Raw genomic sequence first — 16,575 nt, 5'->3', positions numbered from 1 at the left:
GAGCAAGAAAAATCTTTTGCCGGAACACGTGAGCCGACCAATGAGCGACGACGACCAGTCATCCGAAGCCAAGGGACCTAGATCCCTGATGCTCTCGAGCGTGCTTTCCTCGGACGCCCTGGCCAAGTTGCGCATGCACGCCAGCATTGGGTCACAGTTCCGGGAGCTAGCGTTGGGCCAGAGTGAGGGCCTGCGGCAGGCCTACGTGGCCCTGCAGTACCCGGTAATTGGCGACTCAATCGCGCAGATACGCGCGCTCCTCAACGAGAATCCGATCGGCTCCTTGATGCGGGAGATGCAAGCGGCGCAGGAGCACATGCGTGCAATCCCAACGCTTCGGTTAGACCAGTTTCGAACTCCCATGAGCCATGAGATCGGCTCGATGCTTTCCAAGTTGCAGCGCAATCCGGTGGCCGAATGGCTACGCGTCGACCAGCTCCGCTTCCAGTCCAATCTAAGTGAGACACTGGCTGCCATCCGGCAGCCCTACCTAAACATCGGCAAGGAAATTAGCTCCTTCACGGCAGCCGTCGAACTCCAAAGCATCGGTTTGGCTGTGCGGGAGGGGCTCAGCTTTAATGAGTCCTTTGCGCACACTTTGCGTGCGGACCTCGGTGACTGGCGCGATGACACCGAGGAGCCGGCAGACCCTATCGATGTTGAGAGCCGCGCCGGCCTTTACGCCGATCGGGGGCTGCAGCCTGAGCTCGTGGCGTTTCCGGTTCTGACATTCAGCTCTTTGCTGGAACAGGCTGGCCTCATTCTGCCCGCCGTGGCCGGGGTTGCGCAGGCCGTCGCGAGCGAGGAACCGCTGGAGTTGACGAAAGCCGCCTATGCCTGGCTTTTGCACTTTGAGCATGCGATCCGCCATTTCATCAACCAAGCCATGACGCGAGCGGTGGGGCCGCGCTGGATCCAGCAACGGGTTTCTGCAGAGCTGATCGAAAAGTGGAAAGCCAAGCAGGAGGCTGCACTGGCAGCAAGCATGGCTCGCCCCTCCTTGCTGGACTACGCCGACTTCATGGACTACCCGCAGATCATCACCCGCAAGGACAATTGGCGGGAGGTCTTCAAACCCGTCTTTCTGCGCGAGGAACACGTGCGGGAGTCTTTCCATCGGCTGAAGCCGGTACGCAATGCAACGATGCACGCCGGCTTGATAACCCAACAGGACCTGCTGTTTCTGTGCGTGGAGATTCATCGGCTGACGAGCGCGATGCGATCATGACATCGGGCGCTTCGTTGTATCCCGCCGTGGCGCGCTATGGCGATATGGACATGGAGCCATTCGACGCCTACTTCGCGCGTTGGCCAAAAGCCCTGGACAGCATTCCAGAGCCAGTCGTCCGCGACTGGATCTACCGGCACTGGCATTGCTTTGCAGATCGCTGGATCGCACTTGAGCCCCATACCTGGCGTTTTGAGCTTGCCGAGTTCACTAACGCGGACATCCTGTCCATCGACCACGTGGGACATTGGATTGAAGACTTTGACGCCGAGGGTGTCGAATTCGTCAACGACTATCCTCGCGCTCAAGGAGCGGTCGGTCTGTTCATGCTTGCGCATGGAACATTTCCAACGCCGATAATTGTTGCTTGTAACGCTGGACAGCTCGAATATCCGCGAAGCGGAGGGCAGCGTATGAAGTCGCCGCTCCAGCTAATCGAAGGTCACACGCGGCTGGCGTGCCTTCGCGGCATGATTCACGCTCGGCACCCAAGTATCCGTGACTCGCACGCGGTGTGGCTGGCTCACGTGCCGCGAGGAGCAAAGCGCATGGCCAGCCACCCAGTCACCGGTCTTGGGTGAAGTGTGTGGGAATGCTCCAGTACCCAATGTAGGTTGAACTTTTACTCCAAAGCCTTGTCCGCTTTCGCCACAGCTTGTGCCATGTAGAAGCGAGGATACCGGCAACCTTCCCCCCGGGCGCCTTTTTATTGGTGCTTCGGAGCTGTGTGGTCGTGCAAACTGAGCCGACGCGGGCGCGCATCGCTCTTTCTATTGGAACAAAGTGACCACAGACGACAAAGCGCGCAAATCACGCACGCCATAGACCCAGCTCGGCAAGGTCGAATGTTTGTCTCTCCACTACGCGCGCTGGTCCTACTGAGCACCGGGCCACGGATATCACATGGCCGGTGCTGATCAGCTTGTCGGCCATAGATCAATCATGGTCGGTGCTGTAGAGAACCGCGATTAGCTCACGAGCAGGCGCGCGTGGGCCTCGTTCACCTGCTCAAGACTGGCGCGGGCATGCGCCATGACACACATCCCGCTCATCTCTGGAGCAGGGCGCGTCATCGATGTCATCGTCATCGGGTGGTAAAGCTCTCCCTCGACATCGAGGGAGGGTGGGAAAGTCAGGGCGGCGTCCGTAACCTTGTCGATGCACCTTCCATGATGGGTCCCGCCAGCTAGCAGGCACTTCCACGTACGAGTATTCACGCACCAAAGCCCCTTGGACAGCCGCTAACAATCGGTTGGACATCGTAGATTTCTTGTGAAGACCAACCAGTCGCGTAGGGAGGCAGGTGGCACGGGACCTGCCATTCTGGCATGAGCTAGCGAATCGTAGGGCCGGAAATTTACCGGGCTAATCGCCAGCGTACGCGGCGGCACGGGCAGCGGCCCGGACTAATGAAACGTCGGGCATGGCCGGACTCCGGGACATTCCAAGCTGGTAGTCGCCCCTCCCGGCCCAAGCGGACATCCACCGCCACTTCATCTTCCCTCGGGCGCAGGCCTTTCGCCCTCGAAGTACCACGCGCGGCTGGCGTTGACGATCGCCACGACCGATAGCATCACCGGCACCTCGATCAGAACACCGACCACAGTGGCGAGTGCGGCACCTGATCGGATGCCAAACAGACCAACGGCCGTTGCGACGGCCAGTTCGAAGAAGTTGCTGGCTCCGATCAGGGCCGAAGGGCCAGCAACGTCATGGGCTACGCCCAACCGTCGGTTGAGCAGGTAGGCAAGGCCCGAATTGAAATAGACCTGGATCAAGATCGGCACCGCCAGCATGGCAATGACCAGCGGCTGCCCGATGATCTGTCGCCCCTGGAAACCGAACAGGAGAACGAGCATCGCCAGGAGTGCGAGGAGAGAGAGGGGCGACAATCTGGCCAGCACTGCATCCAACCGCGGTCTCCCGCCATGGGCGAGGAACCAGCAACGCACAACGACCGCGACAGCCACCGGCACCAGTATGTACAGGCCGACCGAGAGTGCCAGCGTGGCCCAAGGCACGGTGATCGACGACAAGCCGAGCAGCAGCGCGACGAGTGGGGCAAAGGCGACAACCATGATGGCGTCGTTCAGCGCGACCTGGCTCAGGGTGAAGTTGGCGTTGCCTCGGCAGAGATGACTCCACACGAAGACCATCGCGGTGCAAGGCGCGGCGGCCAGGAGGATCAGCCCGGCCATGTAGGAATCGACTTGGTCGGGCGGAAGCCACCCGACGAACACGTGCTTGAGGAAGATCCATCCGAGCAGGGCCATCGAGAACGGCTTGACGGCCCAGTTGACGAACAGAGTCACGCCGATGCCGCGCCAGTGCTGACTGACTTGGCGCATGGAACCGAAGTCGACCTTGAGCAGCATCGGGATGATCATCACCCAGATTAGCAGCGCGACCGGCAAGTTGATCCTCGCCACTTCCATTGCGCCGAGCCGTGTAAAGGCAGCTGGGAAGGCATGCCCTAACGCCGTGCCGGCGATCATGCACAGAGCGACCCACGCGGTCAGGTAGCGCTCGAAAAGACCCATGCGCGGCGCGGCGTCAGCCATGGGAGGTCACCTCGTCCTCGGCTTGCATGTGCCCGATCCGATCCAGCGCTTGCTTGAGGGCGGCGCGGTCGTCCCACATTTCTGCCGGCAGGGCCAACAGCGCCCATAGTCGCGCCTTGATCGTCCGATGGGCCTGGCGGAAGGCTTCGCGCTTGTCCTCGTCGGAGCCATCCACTGCCGCCGGATCGGGCAGGCCCCAATGGGTGCGCACGAAGTCGCCGAACACGACTGGGCAAGCTTCAGCCGCGGCCGAATCGCAGACGGTCACGACCAAGTCCATCGGCGTTGTGCCGTCTGCTGCGAATTCATTCCATGATTTGCTGTGCAGGCTTGCCGTCGCGATGTTCTCCGCCGCCAGTTGCTCTAGGGCGTAGGGATTGATCGTGCCGGTGGGCTGGCTTCCCGCGCTGAACACCTCGAAGCGCTGGCCGGCCCAGGCACGCAGCGTGGCCTCGGCCAGAACGCTGCGCGCGGAATTGCCGGTGCACAGGAACAGGACGCGCTTCCTCATGCCGTGACTGTCCAGCGCTTTGGTCATGCAGGCGGCCGATGCCGGGCAGATCGAGCGAAATTCGCCGCTATCGCGCACCGCGGCGGGCACCGGCTCTCTGGCCGTCAGGGCATAACCGCGGCGAGCAAAGAAGGGCGCTGCCGTTAGAGTGAGCAGCACCAACTGACGCAAACCTCGCTCTCGGGCGAGGGACTCCGCAGCTTGCAGCAAGGCGCAGCCGAGGCCTGAGCCACGCTGGTCTCGAGCGACGGCCAGCGAGCGCAGCAGCCCGGCGTCGCCAAAACGCTCGAGCCCTACCACGCCAAGCACATGCTCGCCCTCGACCGCGACGATGAAGTCGACGGCGGCGGTGGCCAAGTCTTCGACGGGTAGTTGATTATCGGACAGCAGTGCATGGATTTCCCGATGTTCCGATGGCAACGCGTGGCGCAGGTTCATCAGCAGCAACCCGATTCGGGAGTGCAGCAAGCGCTCCCTTTCTCAATCTTCGGCTTCATTTGCCGTACGTCGGGCGTGCATGCGGCCCCGTCGGTCGCGCACGCCTGGTCGCCCGCGTAATAGGTCGTGGCATCGCCAAAGGTGTGGAAGGTCTCCCAGCGGGTGCCTTGCGGGTCCTCGGTCCAGTATTTGTCGGACCTGGCATAACAGCAGACGGTCGCCTCTTCTGGCACCACGGAGCCGCCGGCGGCATCCAGGCGTCGGCCCAGATCGCCCAGCGCGTCCGCATCGGCCGCCTGGATGCCCAAGTGATCGACACCGGGGGCGCGGCCGGTGTTGGAGATGGCGAAGTTCACGCGGGGGTCTTCAAGCATCCACTTGGCGTAGTCGGCCTTCTGGACAGTTGGCGGTGTCGCGAACAGGCGGGTATAGAAGCGGATGCTGGCCTCAAGGTCGGCCACATTGAGATGCACGTGGAAGCGGTTCATCGGGACACCTTCCTTTTGGGACTACAGGGCTGGTTGGGGGCGCAGCTGGCGACGCCGCTGCAACAGTTCTCGGTCAGGTAGTCGATCAGGCCATTCATCTGCAGGTAGTTGGCGCGCACGCGGATCACCCGGCCTTCGCGCTGGTCATGGACCAAGGCCGCGGCGCGCAGGATGTTCAGATGGGCGGTCAACGTGGCGGCCGGGATATCAAGACGCTCCCGAAGCTCGCCCACGGGCAAGCCGTCGGGACCTGCCTGTACGAGGATGCGAAAGGCTGCCAGCCGAGAATCGTGGCTAAGCGCGGTGAGGGACTTGAGGGCGGTTTGTGTTTCCATATTTCCAGAATACTGGAAATATTACGCTAGTCAACTGTTATGGTGGGCCCGTCGAAGCCGCTGCGAAGGATCGCGCACGTTACGTAGCTGGGCTACTTCAAGTAGCTCTTGAGCACGGCCAGCACAGACTCAAGTTCCGCCTCACGCTTGGAGGCGGAGCCGGTGGCCACATGCTCGCGCAGGTGGCCTTCGAGCAGCTGCAGCATCAAGCCCTGGATTGCCCCGCGCACGGCCGCCACCTGATGCAGGAGCGCACCGCAATCGGCCTGCGCCTCCAGACTGCGCTCCAGTGCGGCAACCTGGCCGCCGATACGGCGCACGCGCGCAACGAGTTGTTTGTTGTCAGTAGACACATGGGACATGGATCGGTCACCTTTGGTCGTATACCCTAGGGGGCTATCCTACCCGAGCCACGCTGATGAACCAGCCTGATGTATCCGTTTATATGCACGCCCACGAATTCAACGAGGGCAACCCGCTGGCAGAGAAGAACACGCTGCGTGCGGTCGGCATCACGGCCGTAATGATGGTGGTCGAGATCACCGGCGGCTATCTCCTCAATTCAATGGCGTTGCTGGCCGATGGCTGGCACATGAGTTCGCATGCATTGGCGCTGGGCCTATCGGTGGGCGCCTACGCGCTCGCGCGGCGGCTTGCGAAGGATCGGCGCTTTGCCTTTGGCACCTGGAAGATCGAGGTGCTGGGCGGCTACAGCAGCGCGCTACTTCTGGGCGTCGTTGCCGCGCTGATGCTCTTCCAATCGGTAGAGCGCCTGTTCTCGCCGTTGGCTATCCACTATGGGGAGGCCATGGTCATCGCCGCCGTCGGCCTGGCCGTCAACCTGCTATGTGCCTGGCTGCTAAAGGACGGACATCACGAGCATGGTCACGCTCACCACCACCATGACATCAACCTGCGCTCGGCTTACCTGCATGTCATCGCCGATGCGGCGACATCCGTGATGGCGATCCTGGCGCTGGCGGGGGGCAGGTACTTCGGCTGGAACTGGCTCGACCCGGTCATGGGCATTGCAGGCGCGGGTCTGGTCGCGAACTGGGCCTATGGGCTGCTGAAGCAATCAGGCAAAGTATTGCTCGATGCCGAGATGGACAGCCCGGTGGTGGAAGAAATCCGCGAGGTCGTGGCCGAGCGCTTTCCTCAGGCCGCCATCAGTGACCTGCATGTCTGGCGGGTAGGGAAGGGCTTCTATGCCTGCATCCTGGCGCTCGTAAGCGGCTCGGACATCGCACCCGCAGCGGTGCGGGACGCGCTTGCCATACACGAAGAACTCGTGCACGTGACGGTTGAGGTCGCACGTCCCGGTAGCTGCTGAGTGTCGCGATAAGCGTCAGGACCGGGCAGGCTTGATCGCGGACACCGTGCTATTCGTGCCGTCCGTGTGCAGCGTGAATTGCACCTTGTCGCCCACCTTGGCCTGCTTGAGTACGTCCGGCGTGGCGTGGAAGGGCATGGTCATGGCGGGCCAGCCGATCGCTGGAATCGCCTGGTGCTGCAGGGTGATGGTGCCCTGCTTGAGGTCGATGGCTTTGATGACGCCGACCGCCTGTGCCTCGGTCGGCCTGGCGGTGTGCTGCATGCCCGGCATGTTGGGATCCATCTGCAGCGGGCCGGCGAACGCCGGGGCGGCAGCGAGCGTGCCGACCAGGCAAAGGGCCAGTACTTTCGTCTTCATGGGTCAATCTCCTTGCGGGTGGGTGAAACGATGGAATGGCGCTGTGCTTTGCACAGGCGGTGCAGCATCAGCAGGTGGAAGGCGGCCGGAAGCACCACCATGGACAGCAGGGGCGCGGTGAGCATGCCGCCCATCATCGGTGCGGCAATGCGCTGCATGACCTCGGCGCCGGCGCCGTGGCCGAGCAGGATCGGTAACAGGCCGGCCAGGATCACCGCAACCGTCATCGCCTTGGGCCGCACGCGTTGCACGGCGCCTTCGCGGATCGCCTCGTCCAGCGCCGCCGGGCCGGCGTGCGGATCGAGCGCGAGGCGCCGGTCCCAGGCCTGGCGCAGGTAGAGCAGCATGACCACGCCGAACTCGGCCGCCACGCCGGCCAGCGCGATGAAGCCGATGATGGTGGCCACCGACACGGCATGGCCGAGCAGCCAGATCAGCCACAGTCCGCCGACCAGCGACAGCGGCACGCTCAGCATGATCAGCGCCGCCTCGCTGGCGCGCCGGAACACTGCGTAGATCAGCCCGAAGATGATCGCCAGCGCGATCGGCACGACCAGCTTGAGCCGCTGCATGGCGCTGGCGAGGAACTCGAACTGGCCCGACCAGGCCACGGTGACCCCTGGCGGCAGCTCGGTCTGCTGTGCAACCGCTCGCTGCAGACGGCCGACCACGGTGCCGAGGTCGCTGCCATCGGTATCGACGTACACGTAGGTCGCGAGCTGGCCGTCCTCGCTCTTGAGCATGGACGGCCCGGTCGCCAGCGTGACGTCGGCGACCTGGCTCAAGGTGAGTTGCGCACCATCGGAGGCAACGATGGGTAGCTGCCGCAGGGCACCGACCGAATCGCGTTCGGCGCGCGGATAACGCACCACGATGGGGTAGCGCTCGCGGCCCTCGATCGTCTGCCCGATCGGGTCGCCGCCGACCACGGTGGCCACCAGTTGCTGCACGCGCGCCTGCGTGAGGCCGTAGCGTGCTGCATCGACCGGCCGCACGTGCACGTCGACATAGCGACCGCTGGTGGGCCGTTCGGCAATGGCTGAGCTAACCCCGGGCACGCTTTTCGCGAGCGTCTCGATGCAGTCGGCGACCTCCTGCAAGGTCTTGAGGTCGGTACCCAGCACCTTGATGCCGATCGGGCTCTTGATACCGGTGGAGAGCATGTCGATGCGGTTGCGGATCGGCGGCACGAACAGGTTGGTGAGGCCGGGCACCTTGACCGCCTTGTCCAGCTCCTCCTTGATCTTCGCCATGGTCATGCCAGGGCGCCACTGGTCCTTCGGCTTGAAGGTAATCGTCGTCTCGAACATCTCCAGCGGCGCGGGATCGGTCGCCGTTTCCGCGCGTCCGGCCTTGCCGAACACGTGGTCGACCTCCGGCACGGTCTTGATCATGCGGTCGGTCAGCTGCAGCAGCTGCGCCGCCTTGCCGGCGGAAAGGCCGGGCAGGGCGGTGGGCATGTAGAGCAGCGTGCCTTCATCCATCGCCGGCATGAATTCGCTACCCAAGCGGCTCATCGGTACTAGGGCACTGAGCAGCAGCAGGCCGGCGAGCACCAACGTCGTCCTGGGCCAGTGAAGCACGGCGTCGATGACCGGCCGGTAGCCTCGCATCAGCCACCGGTTGAGCGGGTTCTCCATCTCGCCGCGAATGCGTCCGCGCACCAGGTAGCCCATCAGCACCGGCACCAGCGTCACCGCCAGGCCGGCCGCCGCCGCCATGGCGTAGGTCTTGGTGAACGCCAGCGGCGAGAACAGCTTGCCTTCCTGGCCCCGCAGGGCGAACACCGGCACGAACGAGAGCGCGATGATCAGCAGGCTCACGAACAGGGCCGGTCCGACCTCGGCGGTGGCCTGGGCGATCAGCGACCAGCGCTCGGCGCCTTGCGGCTCGCTGCCGCGCTCTTCCCGCCAGTGCTCCAGGTGCTTGTGGGTGTTCTCGATCATCACGATGGCGGCGTCGACCATCGCGCCGATGGCAATGGCGATGCCGGCCAGCGACATCAGGTTGGCGGTGACGCCTTGCCACCACATCACCAGGAAGGCGATCAGCACCCCCAGCGGCAGCGTGACCACCGCCACCAGCGAGGAGCGCAGGTGCCCGAGGAACAGCACGCAGACCAGCGCGACGACGAGGAACTCTTCCAGCAGCTTGCCCCAGACGTTTTCCACCGCCGCGTCGATGAGCTGCGAGCGGTCGTAGGTGGGCACGATCTCGACCCCGGCGGGCAGGCTGCGTTTGAGCGTGTCCAGCTTGTCCTTGACCGCTGCGATGGCGGCCCGGGCGTTCTTGCCCGAACGCAGCACGATCACGCCGCCGGCGACCTCGCCCTGGCCGTCCAACTCGGCGATGCCGCGGCGGAAGGTCGGGCCACGGCGCACGGTGGCGACCTCGCGCAGCAGCACCGGCACGCCGTCGGCGCTGGTCGCCACGGGCACGTTCCCGAAGTCGGCCTGGCTGCGCAGGTAGCCTTCGCTGCGCACCATCAGCTCGGCCTCGCCCTGTTCGATCACCGAGCCGCCGCTAGCGCCGTTGGCGGCCTGCACCGCCTCCACCAGCTGCTGCACGGTGATGCCGCGCGCGGCCAGCGCCTGCGGATCGGGCACGATCTGCCAGGCGCGCTCCATGCCGCCCAGGCTCGCCACCTCTGCCACGTCCGGCACGGTCTTGAGCTGGTAGCGCAGGAACCAGTCCTGCAGCGCGCGCAGCTGGCCCAGGTCGTGCTTGCCCGTGCGGTCGACGAGTGCGTATTCGTAGATCCAGCCCAGGCCCGTGGCATCCGGCCCGAGCGAGGGATTGACGTCCGCCGGCAGGCTGGCGCGCACCTGGCTCAGGTATTCGAGCACGCGCGAGCGCGCCCAATACAGGTCGGTCTTGTCGTCGAACAGCACGTAGACGTACGAGTCGCCGAAGAACGAATAGCCACGCACGGTCCTGGCGCCCGGCACCGAGAGCATGGTGGTCGCCAGCGGGTAGGTGACCTGGTCCTCGACCACCTGCGGCGACTGGCCCGGCCAGGGGGTTCGGATGATCACCTGGGTGTCGGACAGGTCCGGCAACGCATCGATGGGCGTATGCAGCGCCGCGAACACGCCGGCCAGCGCCAGCGCCAGCGCCGCCAGCAGGACGGCCGCCCGGTGCGCGATGGCGGCACGGATCAGCGCTGCGATCATCGCGGTTCTCCCTGGGACGTGGCCATGCCCGGCATCGCTGCGCGGGTGGCCGAGCCCGGCTTTGCCGCGGTGTTCAGGCGCTCCAGCGCCCCGGACAGGCTCGCCTCCGAGTCGATCAGGAACTGCCCGGACACCACCACCCGCTCGCCACCTGCCAGGCCATCGAGCACCTGCGTGTAGCCGCCGTCCGAGCGTCCAGTGTGCACCGGCACGGCGCGGAAGCGGCCGTCGCCTTCGGCCAGGATCACGCGCGTGTCGCGGCCGGTGGCGATGAGCGCCTCGTCGGGCACCACCGGCACCGCTTCGCCTCGCGCTGGCATCAGTTGCACGGTAGCGAACACGCCGGGGGAGAGCACCGCGTCCGGGTTGTCCAGGACGATGCGCGCCTTCTGCGTGCGCGTGGCGGTGTCGACGTCCGGCAGCAGAGCTTCCACGGTGCCGTGGAAGCGGCGGCCGGGCACCGCGTCGACGGTGACGGTGACCGGCGTGCCGGCCCGCACCGCGCCGGCCGCGCCTTGCGGCAAGGCCGCTTCCACCCACACGGTGGCCAGGCTGTTGAGCGTCATCAGCGTCTGACCGGCGGCCACGCGCTGGCCCTCGCGCACGTCCAGCGAGGTGACCACGCCGGCTCGCGGCGCATGCAGGGTAAGGGTGGCGTCCTTGCCGGGGCGGGCCGCGCGGATGTCGGCATCGCTCAGGCCCAGCACCCGCAACCGCTCGCGCGCGGCATGGCGCAGCGCTCTTGCGGCGGCCGACTGCGCCTGTTGCAGGGCGCGGTACTCGGCCAGCGCGCTGTTCCACTGCGGCGCCAGCAGTTCGGCCAGCGGCTGGCCGGCGGCGACCGTGGTGTAGGGCGCGCGCACGTCCAGTTGGGCGATCACGGCATCGACGCGCGCGCTGACCGTCGTCGCCTCGCGCAGGTTCCAGGTGACCGTGCCAGGCACCTGCATCGCGGCGGCGAGCACCCGCTTTTCGACCGGCGCGGTGCGTACCCCCAGGTTCTGCACGGTCGCAGGATCGATCGTCACCACGCCGGCCTCGCCACCGGTCACCTCGTCGGCATACTTGGGCACCATCTGCATGCCCATCGGCGAGAGTCCGGGGTGGTCGAAGTGCTGCTGCGGCACCATCGTGTCGTACCAGTAGAGGACCTTGCGGCCACTGGCGTCGGTCTTGCCCGTGTTCGCGGCAGCGGTGGATGCGGGCGACTGGCGGCGGCCGGCAACGTAGCCGCCGGCAAGCAGCGCTACCGCCAGCGCCACGATCCCCAGCATGATCAGAAAACGCTTCATGGCGTGGTCTCCGCGTCGGGCAGCAGGTAGGCGAGCGCGGCCCACAGTCGCGCGTGGTTGGCCAGCGCATCGGCATAGGCCAGGCGAAGTTCGATCTCGTCGCGGCGCGCATCCAGCCAGGGCTGCAGGCTGCCGCCACCGCGGTAGCCCGCCAGCGCGGTTGTCGCGCGATCCCGGCCCAGCGGCAGCAGGGTGTCCCGGTAGCGCGCGACCTGCTCGCCCCAACCACGCCAGTTCGCCACCGTGCGCGCCACAGCCTCGCGCTGGGCACGGCGAGCGTCTTCATGCGCGGCCTGCACCGCGTCACGCTGTGCCTGCTTGGCACTGACGCCCCGATCCTGGCGGTTGCGCGTGAACAAAGGCAGGCTCACGCCCACCTGCAGCATGACCATGTCCGACAGGCCCGGCGCACGGCGACCGTAGCTGGCGCTCACGCTCCAGTCCGGGCGCTTGGCGGCGCGTGCCTGGGTGAGGGCCGCCTGGGCGACCTCCTCACGGGCCTGCCAGGCCTGCATGGGGGGCTGGCGGTCGATGGCCTGTTCCAGCTGCGTGGACGCGACCGGCAGGCGGTCGAAATCCGGGGCTTCGCCGAGCACCGCCACGGGTTCACCCAGCCAGCGCTGCAGGCCGGCCTGCGCCGCGGCCAGCTCGGCGTCGACGGCCGCCAGGCGGTTGTCCAGCGAGGCGGCGTCGACGCGTGCAGCCAGCGCATCGGCCGCGCTGCCTTCGCCGCCGCGCAGGCGTGCCTGGGTCAGCTTGACGGCCAGCTTGCTTTGCTCGCGCAAGGCGGTGAGCAGGTCGCGCTTCTGCCGGGCTGCCCAGAGCCCGATCCACGCCTCGGCGATCTGCTCGCGCACGTTCTGCGCGGTGACGGTGCGCTCGGCCGTGGCCGCCACGATTTGCGCATCAGCCAGCTCGCGCTCGGCCTCGCGTGATGCGTGCGAGGGGATGTCCTGCGCCACGCCGAGCGTGCGCATCGTCATCGTGTCCGCGTCCAGGCGGAAGGCACCGGGTCCGGTGACGGGGTAGTTGGAGACGCCGAAGGTCAGCGAGGGATCGGGCAGGCGACCGGCACGTACCGCCTCTTGGCGGGCCGCTTCAATGTCGGCATCGCGTGCGGTGAGCAACGGGGCCTGGGCGACGCCCAGGCGAATCGCCTGGTCGAGCGAGACGGGCTCGTCGCCGGCATAGGAAGGAAAGGCCACCACCCACACGAGGGCGATCGCCAGACCCGACGCCAGGCGGCGTCGGGCAAAAGGCAGGCACACCATGGAAAGGCACTCCCAATGATCGAGGAACCTCGCGCGCGACGGCACGAGGCGCGCATGGCGAGCGCCGGTCTAGATCAGGAGTGAGCAGTACAGCAGCGTGGCCGGTGGGGGTGGGGCGCGCAGACGTTCGAGGCGCTGCGGCGCGCGGCCCGACGCGGCGATCACCAGCGTGGGCGCAGGCCAGTAAACGGGCAGGGCGGCCAGGGCACTGGGCGGCACCGAACCGGTGCGTGCATCCGGCTGTGCCGCATGATCAGGATGGCAATGCGCCTGGCATACCGTCCGGTCAGGCAAGCTGTCGTGCATGGTCGGGCAGGTGCCCTCCATTGCCATGGAACCGGATGGGGCCATCTCTATCGCGGGAACGATCGCCGACGGCGGCAGGGTGCACGCATAGGCGGCCATGGCCAGCTGTTGCCACACGAGCAGCACCGCCACTAGCCAGGCAAGGCGGCGACGGGTCGCGGGTCGGAGCAGGCGTCGATGGGCCATGACGGCATCTTAGAACAGAGCAAAGCCGGCTGCTTGATCCGCATCAATCGCTGGAAGCCTCGTTACTTCGTATAGGGCTTCATTTTGCGGATGTCCTCCTGTTGAGCAGCCTTCATGTGGGATGCCAGTGCCCTCAAGCCGTCGTTCTTGCTGTATTTCAGCAATGCGTCCGACATCTTGATGGCGGTCTGGTGGTGCATGGTCATCATCGTGGCGAAGTCCTTGTCGACATCGCCGGTCATCGGCATGGGCATGACCTTGCTCTCTTCCGTGATCCGATGCAGCTCCATGGAGCCGGGGCTGTGCATGCCGGCCATCCCATCGCCCGTTTGAGCGGTGGCAGACGGACCTTCTTGCTCCGAGGCCCGGGTCCCGTGCGCCCAGACCGAAACGGTGAGGGACATCGCTACGCCAAGGGCCATGGAAACGGCGGCGGTCATCAAGGTCGTGCTTTTCATGAGCTTCTCCAGAGCGGGTGCAGTAGGAAAAGTGTCCTCGCGGCTGTCTCAACGCCGTGAACCGAAGGGTGGACGCACCTCTATGGTTCGCAGCGATGTTCACGGCCTGCTCACTGGCGCCCGACGGCGCATGCGCAAGGGTGCGCGAAGGATCCTCGCGCACGGAGCCACCTGATGGTCGAGTCCCGCAAACCCGTGGTGCTGATCACGGGATCCTCTGGCTTCATTGGAGGCGCCCTGGTGAGGCGACTTGCCCAGGACTACACCCTGGTGGGCCTGGATCGCCCCGGGTTCACCGACGACGGCGCACCCATCGAACGGATCGCCTGCGACCTGGGTGATGCCGCGTCAGTCCAGCAGGCCCTGGCCGAGGTGACCGAGCGCTTCGGCCACCAGTTGGCTTCGGTGTTGCACTTGGCGGGTTACTACGACCTGACAGGCGATCCCAGTTCGCTGTATGAGCGCATCACGGTCGAAGGGACCGGGCGGCTGATCGACGCGTTGGACGCGTTCGAGGTGGAGCAACTGGTCTATGCGAGCACCATGCTCGTCTACGCGCCCAAGCAACGCCCGAACGAGCCCATCGGCGAAGACTCGCCGCTCGGCGCCACGTGGCCCTACCCGCAGTCCAAGCTCGCGGCCGAAAAGATGCTTTGCGCGCGCCACGGGGCTGTGCCGCTGGTACTGATGCGCATCGCGGGCGTCTATGACGACCGCGGGCATTCGCCGTTTCCGGTCCAGCAGATCGCGCGCATCTATGAAGGCGGGGTGCTGTCCCACCTCTACCCGGGGATGCTTTGCGCGGGCCAGTCGTTCGTGCACGTGGAAGATTTGGCCGACGCCTTCGCACGCACCATCGCGCGCCGCACGCAGCTGCCGCCGGAGTGGACGGTGTTGATTGGCGAAGCGGAAGCCCTGGGCTACGCCGAAATCCAGAACATCATCGGCGAAACCCTGCGCGGCCACGCCTGGAAGACCGTGCGTGTGCCGGAGGCCGCCGCTGAGGTCGGTGCCTGGCTGCAGACGAATGTGCTTGGCGAGGGCGCCTTCATCCAATCGTGGATGGTCGAGCAGGCAAACGACCATTACCTGCTCGATACGCGCCGGGCCCGGGATGTCCTCGGCTGGCAGCCCGCGCACACCTTGCGCGGAACCTTGCCCAAGATGGTCCAGGCGCTCGAGGCCGATCCCACTGGTTGGTACGAGGCCAACAAGCTCGATCCCTCGCGGGTGGCCTGGCGCAGTCCCGGGCGTAACGAGGGCAGGCAGGGCCATGGCTCCCACCAGGGATCGGCGCAAGCCCAAGGGATGGCACAGGCCAACCACCACGACATGCATCAGGACGGACCACCCACCCGCTGGCCCCATCTGGCCAATATCGGGCTGGGTTTCTGGCTGATGACCACCACCTGGGTGACCGGCTTCACAGGCCCCGCCACGATCACGCGCCGGGTCTACGAGGTGACGCTGGAGCGGCAACTGCCGCCGGTGGAATGGCGGGCCGCCGCACTGTCCTGGAGCGATGCGATCAGCGGGTTGCTGCTGGTGATCGCGGGCGGTCTGTCGCTCTCGCGACGCACCGCCTGGTTCGGCCAGTGGGCCGCGGCATTCGTTGGCGTCTGGCTGCTGTTCGCGCCGCTGGTGCTGTGGAGCCCGAGCGCCGCGCAGTTCCAGAACGACCTCTTGGTGGGCGCGCTGGCGATCGCTTTCTCCGTCCTGGTCGTGATGATGCCGGGGATGAGCATGGAAGGCATGATGGACACCAAGGTGGTGCCGCCGGGCTGGACCTATTGTCCCTCGACGGGCGCGCAGCGCCTGCCGATCGCGGCGCTGGGCCTCATCGGCCTGCTGATCTCGCGCATGCTGGCGGCCTACCAGCTGGGCCACGTGGATGCGGTCTGGGAACCCTTCTTCGCAGGCAGCCCGCTCGATCCGAAGAACGGCACGGAGGAAATCATCACCTCCAGCGTGTCCAAGGCCTGGCCGATTCCCGATGCCGGCCTGGGCGCAGTCAGCTACATGCTGGAGATCCTGATGGCGGTCATGGGTACACGGGCGCGCTGGCGCACCATGCCCTGGATGGTCACCTTCTTCGGCATCCTGGTCATTCCGCTGGGCGTGGTGAGCATCTACTTCATCATCATCCAGCCGATCGTCATCGGCACCTGGAGCACGCCGGCCCTGATCGCCGCATTGGCGATGTTGATCATGATCCCGTTCGCGCTGGACGAGGTGATTGCCATGGGCCAGTACCTGCTCTGGGCCTACCGACAGGGCAAACCGATCGTCACCATCTTCTTCCGCGGCGGCGCGGTGGCGGCAGGCGAGGCGTCGTCGGCCGATCACCTGACCGATCCGGCCAGCGCATGGCACGATGCGCGACGAGGCCTGAGCCTGCCATGGACACTCCTCGCCAGCATGGCGATCGGCGCGTTCCTGATGTTCACCCGCCTGATCTTGGGCTCGTCCGGCGCCATGGCCAACAGCGATCACCTGATCGGTGCGCTGACGATCACCGTGGCGATCATCGCCACGGCCGAGGTGGCGCGCGCGCTACGCCTGGTGAATGTGCTTTTCGGTGGCTGGTTGCTGGTGGCGCCGTGGGTGCTCGGTGGCCACTCGATGGTCGCGACCG

General features: G+C 65.9%; 15 protein-coding genes and 1 pseudogene. 4 read left to right on the top strand and 12 right to left on the bottom strand.

All coding sequences use genetic code 11. From position 1 onward, the window contains the following. Nucleotides 1–40 precede the first annotated feature (40 nt). Entirely contained in the window at nt 41–1,228 is a 1,188-nt protein-coding gene (locus VFH59_RS06445; protein ID WP_325164066.1) for a Swt1 family HEPN domain-containing protein, read from the top strand. Beyond that, complete coding sequence (locus VFH59_RS06440) at nt 1,225–1,809, top strand: hypothetical protein (RefSeq protein ID WP_325164065.1); 585 nt, start codon at nt 1,225–1,227, stop codon at nt 1,807–1,809. Before VFH59_RS06445 ends, VFH59_RS06440 begins: the two co-directional genes overlap by 4 nt. Before the next feature lie 912 nt (nt 1,810–2,721). Here VFH59_RS06440 and arsB read toward each other — a convergent pair. The 6 genes and pseudogenes from arsB to VFH59_RS06410 all read right to left on the bottom strand — a co-directional run bounded on the left by arsB (nt 2,722) and on the right by VFH59_RS06410 (nt 5,923). After that, entirely contained in the window at nt 2,722–3,768 is a 1,047-nt protein-coding gene (gene arsB, locus VFH59_RS06435) for an ACR3 family arsenite efflux transporter (RefSeq protein WP_325164084.1), read from the bottom strand. Between the two features lie 13 nt (nt 3,769–3,781). Beyond that, entirely contained in the window at nt 3,782–4,300 is a 519-nt protein-coding gene (locus VFH59_RS06430; RefSeq protein WP_325164083.1) for an arsenate reductase ArsC, read from the bottom strand. Nucleotides 4,301–4,330: 30 nt separating this feature from the next. Continuing rightward, nucleotides 4,331–4,738: pseudogene (gene arsN2, locus VFH59_RS06425) on the bottom strand (arsenic resistance N-acetyltransferase ArsN2); the annotation flags it as partial. Continuing rightward, nucleotides 4,738–5,226, bottom strand: a complete 489-nt coding sequence (locus tag VFH59_RS06420) for an ArsI/CadI family heavy metal resistance metalloenzyme (protein ID WP_325164064.1) — start codon at nt 5,224–5,226, stop codon at nt 4,738–4,740. The gene VFH59_RS06420 and the pseudogene arsN2, both read right to left, overlap by 1 nt. After that, a complete protein-coding gene (locus VFH59_RS06415) occupies nt 5,223–5,561 on the bottom strand; it encodes a helix-turn-helix transcriptional regulator (protein ID WP_325164063.1) in 339 nt (112 codons plus the stop codon). The genes VFH59_RS06420 and VFH59_RS06415 overlap by 4 nt, the downstream gene beginning before the upstream one ends. 92 nt (nt 5,562–5,653) lie before the next feature. Then, on the bottom strand, nt 5,654–5,923 hold the full coding sequence (locus tag VFH59_RS06410; RefSeq protein ID WP_325164062.1) for a metal/formaldehyde-sensitive transcriptional repressor: 270 nt from the start codon (nt 5,921–5,923) through the stop codon (nt 5,654–5,656). A 56-nt stretch (nt 5,924–5,979) separates the two neighbouring features. Here VFH59_RS06410 and dmeF point away from each other — a divergent pair, with 56 nt between their 5' ends. Further along, nucleotides 5,980–6,894 (top strand): CDF family Co(II)/Ni(II) efflux transporter DmeF, encoded by a 915-nt coding sequence (dmeF, locus tag VFH59_RS06405; RefSeq protein ID WP_325164061.1) that lies wholly within the window; start codon nt 5,980–5,982, stop codon nt 6,892–6,894. Nucleotides 6,895–6,909: 15 nt separating this feature from the next. On the opposite strand, the gene VFH59_RS06400 is transcribed toward dmeF, so the two are convergent. From VFH59_RS06400 to VFH59_RS06375, 6 genes are all read right to left on the bottom strand, one after another. After that, entirely contained in the window at nt 6,910–7,254 is a 345-nt protein-coding gene (locus tag VFH59_RS06400) for a copper-binding protein (RefSeq protein ID WP_325164060.1), read from the bottom strand. Continuing rightward, complete coding sequence (locus VFH59_RS06395) at nt 7,251–10,427, bottom strand: CusA/CzcA family heavy metal efflux RND transporter (protein ID WP_325164059.1); 3,177 nt, start codon at nt 10,425–10,427, stop codon at nt 7,251–7,253. The genes VFH59_RS06400 and VFH59_RS06395 overlap by 4 nt, the downstream gene beginning before the upstream one ends. Continuing rightward, nucleotides 10,424–11,719, bottom strand: a complete 1,296-nt coding sequence (locus VFH59_RS06390; protein WP_325164058.1) for an efflux RND transporter periplasmic adaptor subunit — start codon at nt 11,717–11,719, stop codon at nt 10,424–10,426. Before VFH59_RS06390 ends, VFH59_RS06395 begins: the two co-directional genes overlap by 4 nt. Then, nucleotides 11,716–12,990, bottom strand: a complete 1,275-nt coding sequence (locus VFH59_RS06385; RefSeq protein ID WP_325164057.1) for a TolC family protein — start codon at nt 12,988–12,990, stop codon at nt 11,716–11,718. Before VFH59_RS06385 ends, VFH59_RS06390 begins: the two co-directional genes overlap by 4 nt. Nucleotides 12,991–13,059: 69 nt before the next feature. Beyond that, nucleotides 13,060–13,482 (bottom strand): hypothetical protein, encoded by a 423-nt coding sequence (locus VFH59_RS06380; protein ID WP_325164056.1) that lies wholly within the window; start codon nt 13,480–13,482, stop codon nt 13,060–13,062. A gap of 62 nt (nt 13,483–13,544) precedes the next feature. After that, complete coding sequence (locus tag VFH59_RS06375; protein ID WP_325164055.1) at nt 13,545–13,940, bottom strand: DUF305 domain-containing protein; 396 nt, start codon at nt 13,938–13,940, stop codon at nt 13,545–13,547. Nucleotides 13,941–14,180: 240 nt separating this feature from the next. On the opposite strand from VFH59_RS06375, the gene VFH59_RS06370 reads away from it, so the two are divergent. After that, nucleotides 14,181–16,575 (top strand): vitamin K epoxide reductase family protein (locus tag VFH59_RS06370; RefSeq protein WP_325164054.1); only part of this gene is annotated, 2,395 nt, incomplete at its 3' end.

Source organism: Frateuria sp. (assembly GCF_035695185.1).
GTDB lineage: Bacteria > Pseudomonadota > Gammaproteobacteria > Xanthomonadales > Rhodanobacteraceae > Frateuria_A.
The sequence above is the reverse complement of the archived record's forward strand: the minus strand, read 5'-3'. Positions and strand labels throughout refer to the sequence as shown.